At 41.8% G+C, this 12506-nt stretch carries 6 protein-coding genes and 1 pseudogene; 1 reads left to right on the top strand and 6 read right to left on the bottom strand.

The window, feature by feature from the left end; all coding sequences use genetic code 11:
- Window positions 1-75: 75 nt before the first annotated feature.
- From rplT to infC, 3 genes are all read right to left on the bottom strand, one after another.
- Window positions 76-432, bottom strand: coding sequence for a 50S ribosomal protein L20 (gene rplT / locus FHQ23_RS10230; RefSeq protein ID WP_034613910.1), 357 nt, complete (start codon window positions 430-432; stop codon window positions 76-78).
- A gap of 40 nt (window positions 433-472) precedes the next feature.
- The gene (gene rpmI, locus FHQ23_RS10225) at window positions 473-670 is read right to left on the bottom strand and encodes a 50S ribosomal protein L35 (RefSeq protein ID WP_034613912.1); all 198 of its coding nucleotides are present in this window, start codon (window positions 668-670) and stop codon (window positions 473-475) included.
- A 100-nt stretch (window positions 671-770) separates the two neighbouring features.
- Window positions 771-1316, bottom strand: coding sequence for a translation initiation factor IF-3 (infC, locus tag FHQ23_RS10220; protein WP_255296791.1), 546 nt, complete (start codon window positions 1314-1316; stop codon window positions 771-773).
- Between the two features lie 112 nt (window positions 1317-1428).
- On the opposite strand from infC, the pseudogene FHQ23_RS12620 reads away from it, so the two are divergent.
- Window positions 1429-1872, top strand: a pseudogene (locus tag FHQ23_RS12620) (hypothetical protein).
- Window positions 1873-1988: 116 nt separating this feature from the next.
- Here FHQ23_RS12620 and FHQ23_RS10210 read toward each other — a convergent pair.
- From FHQ23_RS10210 to metH, 3 genes are all read right to left on the bottom strand, one after another.
- Window positions 1989-2471 (bottom strand): hypothetical protein, encoded by a 483-nt coding sequence (locus tag FHQ23_RS10210; RefSeq protein WP_139614237.1) that lies wholly within the window; start codon window positions 2469-2471, stop codon window positions 1989-1991.
- A gap of 226 nt (window positions 2472-2697) precedes the next feature.
- Window positions 2698-8466, bottom strand: coding sequence for a P-loop domain-containing protein (locus FHQ23_RS10205; RefSeq protein WP_139614236.1), 5769 nt, complete (start codon window positions 8464-8466; stop codon window positions 2698-2700).
- Window positions 8467-8699: 233 nt separating this feature from the next.
- Window positions 8700-12398 (bottom strand): methionine synthase, encoded by a 3699-nt coding sequence (gene metH / locus FHQ23_RS10200; protein WP_139614235.1) that lies wholly within the window; start codon window positions 12396-12398, stop codon window positions 8700-8702.
- Window positions 12399-12506: the final 108 nt, after the last annotated feature.

Below are 12506 nucleotides of genomic sequence, written 5' to 3'. Positions count from 1 at the left end.
CATTTTGTCTACTATGCCGATTAAACTGAAAAAGGGAGCTTGTGCTCCCTTTTCCTCTTTTTGCAATCGCTTAAATTAAGCTAAAGCAGATTTGGCTTTTTCAACCAAAGCAGCAAATGCCACTTTATCGAATACAGCGATGTCGGCAAGGATCTTACGATCGATTTCAACAGACGCCTTTTTCAAACCGTTGATGAAACGGCTGTACGACAAACCGTTTTGACGGGCCGCTGCGTTGATACGCGCGATCCACAATTGACGGAATTGACGTTTGCGTTGACGACGGTCACGGTAAGCATATTGACCTGCTTTGATAACCGCTTGGAAAGCAACGCGATACACGCGTGAACGCGCACCATAATAACCTTTAGCAGCCTTAAGAACTTTCTTATGACGAGCTCTGGCAACAACACCACGTTTTACACGGGCCATAGGGATCTCCTTTGATCTATTTTAACTGGAATGAAATAAACTACGCGTACGGCAAGCAGGCTACCACTAATACTTGGTCAGCTTTCGCTACCATAGATTTGTGGCGTAAATGACGTTTACGTTTAGTCGATTTCTTGGTCAAAATATGACGCAAGTGAGATTGTTTACGCTTAAAACCGCCGGAAGCTGTTTTTTTGAAACGCTTCGCAGCACCGCGTACTGTTTTAATTTTTGGCATAATTGGATTAACTCCGCATTGTATTATTAATCAATGTAATCAGGCGAATAAAAAGCGCTTGGCTTGCACCAACCGCACTTTCATTACTTGTTGGCGCTGATTACTTCTTCTTCGGCGCAAGTACCATCACCATTTGACGGCCTTCCAGTTTTGACGGAGCGGACTCCACCACGGCGATGTCAGCCAGATCGTTTTTAACACGTTCCAGCACATCGGCACCGATTTGCTGATGGGCCATCTCACGTCCGCGAAAACGGATTGTGATCTTGGTTTTATCCCCATCTTCCAGAAAGCGAATCAGGCTGCGTAGTTTTACCTGATAGTCACCTTCGTCTGTACCAGGACGGAATTTGATCTCCTTAACCTGAACAACCTTTTGCTTTTTCTTCTGCTCTTTAGCCGTTTTGCTCTTTTCGTAGAGGAATTTGCCGTAATTCATAATTCGGCACACCGGCGGCTCTGCATTCGGGCTGATTTCAACCAAATCCAAAGTGGCAGCTTCCGCCATTTCCAGCGCTTGTTGAATACCGACAATTCCTGCCTGCTCGCCTTCAGCATCGATCAAGCGAACTTCTTTCACCTTAATCTCGTCATTAATACGATTTGGGCGTTGCGTCTGAACTCGTTTTACAGCTTTAATAGTCATCTTCCTCTATTTATTATAAGCAGGCTCACGCAATATTTTGCAGCTGAGCAGTTGAAAATTTTGCCGAATATGGCAAAAAAGTGGCGTAAATTTTAAAGAAAAACGCAGGGTTATGCAAGGGAATTTGTCAAAATCTTTGTATTTAATCAGTGTGCTGTCCACCAGCAAAAAAAGTACTGACCGATTATCCAAAAACAACATCAGCCAAGCTTAACCCTCCAATTTTGCCGACTACAAGCGTTACTTTTATTCATGTAATAACTTTGAAACCGGCGGCACATCCTTTTTATCGACCTATTTTCCACTTTGGCGAGAAAGCCGTTTAAAACACAATTTCGGCATCTATTTTCAGTTAGACGGTAGCAAAGCAGAACCTTTTGATCATATTACCAACATCCCACTCAATGCTCGCGCTTCACGTTTTGAAGTCATGTACCGCTCATACCACTCCGTTCAAGGATACTCTATCGATCTAATCGCCCGTGAACACCGCTCCACTTACTATAAAAATATTAACGGAGCAAAAGTGCCTTGGTTGGTGTGTCGGGAGGGGTAGGTGTTTTTTATGGGTTATATCCATAAAGGCGGAAGAATTTAGAAAGCTTTTATGATTATAACCCCAAATAATTTCTTTGTCAGCCCAACTTATCTCTAACGGTTCAAGCCATTTATCTACAGGGCATCAATAGCACTCCAATTAAATAGCCATTTACCATTTTGTTGTTTAATTGCAGTATAACTGCCGAATTTTGACTCTTCACTTTGCGGTGAAACAAATAAGGCTCTGAATGAAAATGCATTGGCTGTTTTTTTCTTTATACTATCAACTCGCTGCACATTTAAGCATCCGGATTTATGCTTACTCATATAACTAAATGGTGAAATTGGTGTTGGTAATCCAACGCTACTGGAGTCGGTATAAAATCTAAGTTGATCGTCTTTTCTACAAACAATTAAGCTTAATACTTTTTCTAGTGTAGGCTTGGCATCTCTAAATAGCTTGGTTGCATTATTCGAAGGCGTTGCTTGTGCTAGAGAATTTTGGATTGAAAACTTATTTGAAGCACTCAATACTGTCCCGGAGAATGTGTCATTAAAAGAAAAAAGCGTACTATTAATAATTGTAAGTGCACCATTCAGAACCTGACAATCCATTACACTAAAGCATAATACAGCGGTAAGCACCCAATTAGTAGTCGGAGTGTAGGATCTTCTTCTGTTTTTGTGATGTCCTGATTCCCTATTATTTTCCAGATTCCTTCTTTTAACAAATGCTTTCTTGTATTACTGCAATCATCTTCAACCAGGGCATTATAGTTGTATAGATTCAACATCAGGCTGATAAGTTTTTTATCCTATAATGCGGAATAAATCATATAAATCAACGAATAAAAAACTCAATCTCTTGCTTATTAAATTCCCTAAAACTATCTTCAGAAGTAAGAAGAATGGCTTTACATAAATAACAGCTATTACACTCTACTTCACTTAAGTCATGCCATTGCCCAATTCTTTCCTTACTAACTACGGTATAAGAGCCACAAAATGAACGAATTCCTATAGGATGAATAGGTTGCCAATCGTTATACCAGAACGATGAAAAACCAACTTGAGAACCATCGATAGAGTAACTAAACAAACCATCGGAAGATGAACCGACCATTTTTTTACCATCAATGGTACATTTGGGAATGTAGAACCCTCGTGATGTGAGATCGGAGTGCCAATGTCCATACCTCATAGATGGATACGAAGTGCCAGCCATTGTAGGAGTTTCAGGTATATGGCCATCATAAAATTTATAAAACAGCCCCTTATCCAAAAGATTACCAACAGCAAAACAACCGTAGCACTCTGTTACCTGCATATCAGGCGTAAGATCAATTCCAGTACTCACCTTTACAACCGTCAGATCAATCCAGTTATTGCTGTCAATTCTTATGGGTAATGAAAATGCTAAAAGGTCATTACTGTCATCTGTTTGTGTAAAATTGGATAATCCTTCTTTAACATAGTTGATTAAATTAGCTTCATTTGGGGAATTCTGACTATTCCAAGCGGGTAACCATTTAGGTTTTTGAGGCTGAAGATCTGTATACGCAGGCTCGATGGGTAGTGCTGGTATAGATAAATATTCCGCATAAGAATCCGGCATGCCGTAAAATTCTTTGGCTAGATCTATTGTTCTCAGATATGCAGAACGACCTCGATGACTTGCTTGTGTATAGAATTGCCCAGTCGATCTTTGTCTATCGGCGTTAAAAAAGTAATCAATAGTTGTTGCTGCCGATGGTTGATACTCGAATGTATTGTTCCATTCATTTTGATAGTGAGCTGTAAAGGGCAAGCAGGTTCTTTGAGCTTCTTCTTGTAGTAAAGAATAGTACACAAGAGGTACATGGTTACCCTGATAATACTCGAATCTATTATTGTTAGGTGTCAAACTGACAAAGGACGTAGATGGATATACGTATTTCCCAAAATCTTTTGATGTAGGAACTAACTCTGTGAGTATTAGGTCTGACAGTGTAGACCTTGCTTTTATATAGTGTCCTAAGTCATTTGGACAGGCATATCCTTTAGACTTCGCAATAAAAAATACACACAATACTTCTACGCTTTCAGACTCTTGCTTTCTACTTGCTAAGTCTTCCTTTAATAATTCTTCAACTCTTGGATGCTGAACTATTAAAAGTCGTGAAAGCTGTTCTATTACCCACAATTTTATAGAAGGTATAGGTAGCTTTAGCCTCGAAACTAAAGTCTTGAGAATTGCCTCCTCGAGAGAACTATTTTGACGCCAATCCCAAACTGGTTTTGCAAGCGGAAGATTACGGACACTTTCTTCCAAACTCGTTACCATCTCCAACATGAGTTTAAGTGCCTCATCTTTCCTGCCACCATGAGAAAGCAAAAAAACTAACTTATCATTCGGAATAATTAAGTTGCCAAACTTATTTTCCCAAGTATCCGACTGTGATGTTGTTAATCTTATAAATTCATCAATTTTTTTAGGGTACAGTCCTGCAACCATAGTAAGCCGATTAAGGCTATTTTTTGAACGCTCATACCAATCAGACCATCCGCTCATTGCCTTATGAGCTGCAACCAAAATATCAAAGGCTTTCGTTTTACCATTTAATTTTTTAACACTGAAAAATAGAAGATCTAATAAGTATCGCTTGTCATCAAAACGATCAATAAACGTCGACATCTTTGGAATTAGCTGCTGTAATAGTTCAAGCTCTTTATCATGGGTACACCAATATTTGTACCAGCCCTTCCAAAATTTACGAGTGCTATATTTTCCTTTGAGCGCTTCAATCAGTTCTTCGAATTTTTCAGGGGGATAATCCGATGGCTGCAACGAAATTGTTTCATCAAGTTCATTAACCGACGGTTGCTTTTCTTCAACCGTATTTCGAACATTAATACCAAGAAGATTCTCTATTTCATCGGCAATGCAAATAGCATGAGGCTCTCCTTTCTCAATCTTTTTTCTGAGCACTTGGTAGCAGCTAGAGTGTAATCCTGTAAGATATAAACATTTTGTAATTGGTGAAGCAAAATTACACCTTTCAAGCAACCTATAAATTGTTTCTTCAGCATAATACCATTCGCCATCACTGAGTTCCTGCTCATAAACTGAAGCTGCTGTTTGCGGATTTAATTTTGCTAATAATGAAGATATTGAACGTTTAGAATGCCTAGTTTCATCCCCATCAGTAAATTCGGATATATTAAAAACTATCGGTGATATTCGTTCTAATATTACCAAGGCAGAACTTGGATCAGATTCAGAAAGGTATTCTACTGCTTTCAATACATCAAAGATGGTACTGTCTTTGTGATATCCGTAACCAAGCACAAAGTCCCATGTCTTTCTCAAATATTTTTTAAAAAGAGCTAAATTATCATGTTGGAATGCGATTTTAGCTAGCTCAAGATAAGCATTAGAATGCTCAATTGTTTGCTCTAACTCATTTAATTGTCGATTATCTTCAAGCTCAATAAGTAGCTCGGCCGCGGCATCATCTAATAACTTAAGACCTGCGTCCTTATACCATAGCCTTAGCCAGTCAACTCTAAATAAACCATCCTCAATAGTATGCTTTAGTTCACCACGCGAAATTTCAGATTTGGTTGTTATTAGGTGACAATCAGCTGCAATTTCAATCCAAGCACGCTTTAAATCTATTTCGGCTCTCCGTGTTTCCCATTGGGTCTCATCTAATATTGGAATACGCGGAAACATCGCACAAACTACGTCAAAGTTCAGTGTATTTCCTGCGATAAGTTCATTTGCGACTAAATCTGCTAATTCATTGATTAAATCATAATGGGCTGACACACTCACTCTATCTGCAGTTGCACTTACTGGTAACCAAGAATAATCACCTTTTGCATTTAACCTAATACAAAGTGAAGAAAAAAACCAGCAATGGTAGCTACTCGCAACGTCAACTTTGAAGGCTTTCGAAGACTGACCATGAAAGTAATGAGTCCTAATATTGGTGAAGATTTTCTTCGAAAAAATATCTATAAACTGAGATAGATGCTGCGAAGAAAAAGATCCATATTCTTGCCTACAGGTTATACCAGCCCCTTCCAGTATGCTTAATCTAATTACATCAAGTTCGATTTGACCAATATGATTTGAAGCAGGGAATAAGCATTGTCGTGCCCTAAAGAGCAGGTCAAATTCTTTTTTTATGCGACATGCACGTCTAAAGCTAGCCACATATTCATCAGGCCAATTAGAGAATTTTCCTTCTTCAAAAATTGCATCAAAATTAAGACTATCAGTTAATACTCCAGCCTTTATCAATGTAGTTGCTTCAACTTCATTATCTTGAGAGTGTCGTGAAGACAAGAGTTTGGTTTTAGCCCGATATCTATCAATGGCCTTCTGCGATAATAGCTCTGCTTGAGCCGTCGCCCCTCTATACCATAATGCAATTGCCAATATAGATAACTTGGTTGGTGAATACTCGTTTTGTCCTGAGATTATTTCGTTTAGAGACTGCTCATCAGCGATCAGTAGCGAGAGCATCTTCAAGTTAGTGGAGTCCCATGTTTGAAATTCAGGACCATTTATAAGTCTAGTTTTTAGAGCTCTATGTCGATATGCCTCCGCATAGTCTAGCTCCTGGAAAGCATAAGTTTCAGCCTCAGATAGCAATCGAATACATGCTCTAACCGGCATTCCTATTATAAGCCTATCCAGCACCCAATCTCGAGTAACCCCCTGTCGCAACTTGAAAGAATCACCACCTCGAGCCAAACTAGACCAAAGCCAATTATCTTTGAGATGTGTTGGAGCACTAGAGCTAAGCCATTCACATACAGGTGGTAACAACGAATTTATTCGCTCCTGGTGTTCTTTCTGATTTCGAACAAATACTACTAGGCTTTCGTGGAAGGGTCTTATGCCACAAATTCCCTCAGAGAGCATATGTGCAACTGCATCTACACTCGGTGCATATTCATGATTGTCTCTTATAACGACACCGATCGCTTGTCTCGGCCATGCAAACTGAAAGCCACTGCATAGATGAAGAACATCTTTTTGTCTATAATTGAGGTTACGCCAAAGCTCAGAATAGTAAGTAGTAATATTACCATCGGAGCACGGAGGAAGCTTTTCAATTTGCCAAGCAGAAAGTGCTAATCCATGATGAGAAAGATACTCAGATGAGTAAATTATATGCAGAGGGTAGCCATTTGTTATTTCTAATAAAACGCCAGCACTGTTCTGAATCTCTTCGTCAATTTGATTTTCATGACAGTTTAAGAACAATCGACCAGATTCAATATGAATTTTTAAAAATTCGTATATCGAATTTCCAGACATCTCAGGTAACCAATGCCATTTATTCTTAGGAGAGTAAGTGAGCAGTGTGTTAGGAAGCAATTCATCATCAACTGGTTGCGTTCCGACAAGTACAACTAAGTTGTCTGTTGTAGGAAGCAATTGCCTGAATGTTTCATCCAATGGATTTTTATTTTTAGCATTATCTCGCCAAACATGATCCAGTCCATCAATCAATACGACAAATGGTTTTCCTTTACCTTTGTAGTAAGTTGCACAGGTTGACAAAGCATCACGCAAATTTTCTGGTTGGGATGTATTAGCATTTGATTCTTTATGAAAGCTATCGATTTGATGTAACAGAGATTCAGCAACAATCCTTGGGCTTAGCCTATCTTCAGTTGTATCTCCCAAAGATAAGAAATAGTGGTGACGTATTAACGGAACCTCCTGCTCTTCCAGTTCTTGGCATAAAAAAGATAGATACGTACTTTTTCCAGTACCAGGCTTCCCCGTTAAAGTTATGACTTCCCCATTGGAGCGATTAATTTTAGCAAGTAATTCATTGTGAAAGTCTGAGTTAGGGAGGCAGTAGTCATCAGGAACAGAGAATAATTCAGGTATAGACTCTGGTCTTTTGGGTGATAAGACTTCTCTAATATGATGAAGATAAATCCAACCATGCTCTGGTGGATTATCTTTAAACATTGCCCATTCACGAGCTCTTGCTACAAGCCGTTCGACGCCTGTATCGTCGGAAAATTTTAGAAGCTCAGATCGAACACTACGTTTTATCGCAAGATAGTCACCATCACTATGTTGGATACTCAATTTCGAAAAAAGAAAAATGGCAGCTTCTTTATTTCCTAGCTGGTGAATAATCTCAAGCTGTAAGTCATTATGAATTTGACTAAAGTCTACTTTTGAACCGAGTAGGCAGGACTCTATTGACCTATCTGGCCGCTTGTTAGTCAAAAGAATAACATCTCCAAGCTTTTCAGCAGGCACGGCACTAATAGCATCATAGAGCTTTTTAAGAATAGAACGAGACCTAGCTGTGTTGCCTGAGATCTTCAACAACCAATCCCAAGTAAGGCAGTTTTCATCCTTCTCTGGGGAAGGCGTGAATTTCACTTGCCAATAATCTCTAACTCCATCTGGTCGCTCACAGACAATATCGTCTATTCCTTCAGGTGTTTCATTGCCATCTGTATCGGCTTCGAATACCATCCTGACATACTTCGTTGGACTATGAAGCCATTCAGCAAGCAGTTTTACTCCCTGCAAAGTCTGATAATCATAGCCTGTATAGATAATTGCAGAACTTTTAACTTTCATAAGACTCGAAACTTTTTTTATTCAATAAATTATCCTCTCCATCCCAAAAGTATACTTTATCAACAGTTAACATTATACTTTTCCTGAAGGAAATATTTTTTCCTAATCTGGCAGTCCCTTGTTTAAAAATTTGTATCTATCAGATTAAGTTTGATCTTCTACAACTCATATAAGTAAATTTAAAATTTGTAGGTAACAATGCTTCTTTTAATTTTTCAGTCAAGAATTTAGTATCACTTCATCGCTACCCCTAACCACTTCACCATTTCCCGTTCACTCCACCCCTTACGCTGAGCATAATCTTTCGCCTGATCTTCATCAATGCGACCTAGTGTAAAATACTCACTCGCTGGGTGGGTGAAATACCAGCCGCAAACAGAAGCGGCGGGCCACATGGCGTAGCTTTCAGTGAGTTTCATACCTATGCGTTGTTCTACTTCGAGTAGATCCCAAATCAGTTGTTTTTCGGTGTGTTCCGGGCAGCTTGGGTAGCCGGGGGCGGGGCGGGTGCCGATGTAGTTTTCGGCAATTAAGCCTTGATTATCAAAAGTTTCATCGGAATAGCCCCACACTTTAGTGCGCAGTTCAAAATGCAGATATTCTGCCATCGCTTCCGCTAGGCGATCGCCGATGGCTTGTAGCAAGATAGCGTTATAGTCGTCTCCTGCCGCTTTGAAGCCATCCACCAGATCATGTTCTTCTACGCCGGCACAAACGGCAAACATACCTAAATAATCTTGCTGTGCGCTGGTACGATCAGCAATAAAATCGCTTAAGGCAAGGTTGTACGGACTTTTGCTATTTTTGCCCCGTTCCCCTTGTTGGCGTAGGTGATAGGCTTTGCCTGCCACTAAAGTGCGGTCAGCATCATGATAGACTTCAATATCATCACCGGTGCGATAGGCTGGGAAAATGCCCATAACGCCGCTTGGCTTAAGTTTGCCGTTTTGCTCAAATTCATCCAGCATCAGTTGTGCGTCGTTCCACACTCGACGTGCTTCTTCGCCGCCTTCTGGATAATCGAAGGCATCGGGATAGCCGCCCATCAAGCCCCATAAACGGAAAAACGGTGACCAGTCGATAAATTGACGCAGTATGGCAATCGGCACGTTTTTATATTCCACAATACCGGTTTGATTCGGTTGTGGCACTTGGTAATCCGCCCATTCGCCAGCAAACGGCTCAAAACGGTTGGCTCTGGCTTCTTCAATGCTCAACTGTTTGCGAGCAGGTTTGCGATTAGCAAAGGCGTGCTGAATTTTTTCATACTCTTTTTTGGTGCGTTGCCACAATTCCGCCTTGCTTTCTGGGTTCATCAATGCCGCACACACCGTCACCGCACGCGAGGCATTGGTGGTGTAGATTACTTCATGGGCATATTTGGGATAGAGCTTGATCGCGGTGTGTTCTTTCGAGGTGGTTGCCCCGCCAATCAATACCGGAATATTGAGTTTCAAGCGAGTGAGTTCGCCTAAGAAATATTCCATTTCATCCAGTGACGGGGTGATCAAGCCGCTCAAGCCGATAATATCTGCTTTTTCACGAAGTGCGGTTTCGATGATTTTATCCGCCGGCACCATCACGCCTAAGTCGATCACTTCAAAGTTATTACATTGCAATACCACGCTCACAATATTTTTGCCGATGTCGTGTACATCGCCTTTCACCGTGGCGATCACCACTTTGCCGCTTGACGATCCTTTCTGCTTGGTGGCGTTGATAAACGGCTCAAGATAGGCGACGGATTGCTTCATCACCCGCGCGGATTTCACCACTTGCGGCAGAAACATTTTGCCGTCGCCAAACAGATCGCCGACTACGTCCATACCCGCCATCAGCGGCCCTTCAATCACCTCCAACGGGGAACTGAATTGTTGGCGTGCTTCTTCGGTATCTTCAATAATAAAATGGGTAATACCTTTAACCAGAGCATGTTTTAACCGCTCGGTCACGTCCCATGTCCGCCATTCGGCAACATTGGTATCCTCTTGCTCGCCACCTTGGTTGCGGTATTTTTCCGCAATTTCTAACAGGCGATCGGTGGAATCTGCACGACGATTGAGCACCGCATCTTCCACCACATCACGCAGTTCGGAATCCAAATCATCATAGATCGCCAACTGCCCAGCATTGACGATCCCCATATCCATCCCAGCTTTAATCGCATGATACAAAAACACCGCATGGATCGCTTCACGCATAAAATTATTGCCACGTAACGAGAACGACACATTCGACACCCCACCTGAAATTTTAGCGAACGGCAGGGTTTGTTTAATCCGTGCAGTGGCATTAATAAAGTCCACACCGTAATTATTATGTTCTTCAATGCCGGTGCCGATGGCGAAAATATTGGGGTCGAAAATAATATCTTCCGGCGGAAAATCCAGTTGATCGACTAAGATTCGATAAGCTCGGGTACAAATCTCCACCTTGCGTTCTTCGGTATCCGCTTGCCCCACTTCATCAAATGCCATCACCACCACTGCCGCCCCATAACGGCGCACCAATTTGGCTTGGGTGATAAATTTTTCTTCGCCCTCCTTAAGGGAAATGGAGTTGACAATGCCCTTGCCTTGAATAGATTGCAGCCCCGCTTCAATCACTTCCCATTTGCTTGAGTCAATCATCACTGGTACTTTTGCCGCATCAGGTTCGGTCGCCATAATATTTAAAAACCGTGCCATGCAGGCTTGTGAATCAAGCAACGCTTCGTCCATATTCACATCAATCACTTGTGCGCCGTTTTCTACTTGATCAATCGCAATTTCAATCGCCTCACTAAATTTATCTTCTTTAATCAATCGTTTGAATTTTGCCGAACCGGTCACATTATTGCGTTCGCCCACATTGACAAACAAACTGTTTTCATCAATGGTGAGCGGCTCTAAGCCCGATAATCGCATCGCGGTTTTCAACTGTGGCAACGGGCGTGGTTTGATCCCACTCATCACTTCACTAAAGGCTTTGATATGCTCAGGCGTGGTGCCGCAACAGCCACCGACAATATTCAAAAAGCCGCTTACCGCCCACTCTTTGAGCTGTGCCGCCATCTCCTCTGCCCCAAGATCGTAGCCACCGAAAGCATTTGGCAAACCGGCGTTAGGGTGAGCGGAAACATAGCATTCGCTGATTTTTGACATCTGCTCCACATATTGACGCAACTCTTTCGGGCCTAAAGCACAGTTCAAGCCAAAACTCAGCGGTTTTGCATGACGAAGTGAGTTATAAAAGGCTTCCGTCGTTTGTCCCGACAGCGTTCGCCCAGAGGCATCGGTAATCGTGCCTGAAATCATGATCGGCAGTTTTACGCCTAATTCATCAAACACGCTTTCAATGGCAAACACTGCCGCTTTGGCATTCAGCGTATCAAAAATAGTTTCGATCATAATCAGATCTGCCCCACCGTTGACCAAGCCTCGAGTGGCTTGCGCATAGGCTTCCACTAATTGCATAAAGGTGACATTGCGAAAGCCGGGATCGTTGACATCAGGCGAAATGGAAGCGGTGCGGTTGGTTGGCCCCAGCACGCCGGCAACAAAGCGCGGTTTATCCGGCGTGCTATACTGATCCGCTACCAGCCGTGCCAGTTTTGCTCCGGCAAAATTCAGCTCATAAGCAATCGCTTCCAGATCATAATCGGCTTGCGCAATGGTGGTGGAACTAAACGTATTGGTTTCAATAATATCCGCTCCGGCTTCGAGATATTGCTCATGAATACGTTTAATCACTAACGGCTGAGTTAAGGTCAATAAATCGTTGTTGCCACGCAAATCAATTGAACTTTGTTTAAACCGCTCACCACGAAAATCAGCTTCTGTCAGTTTATATTGTTGGATCATCGTCCCCATCGCCCCGTCTAAAATCAGAATACGTTGGGCAAGGGCTTGTTCGAGTAGCGTTTGTGCAAGTGCGGTTTGAGCGTGTGACATAAGCTGGCTTTCCATTGATAAATTCGATTAAAATTGTTCAAAGCATAGGTTTGGGACTAAGGTTTGTCAAATAAAAGTGCGGTTAGGTTTTCTGCTGCTCCTACACGT

This window comes from Testudinibacter crocodili, from assembly GCF_006228025.1.
GTDB lineage: Bacteria > Pseudomonadota > Gammaproteobacteria > Enterobacterales > Pasteurellaceae > Chelonobacter.
This window is presented reverse-complemented; position numbering and strand designations above follow the sequence as displayed.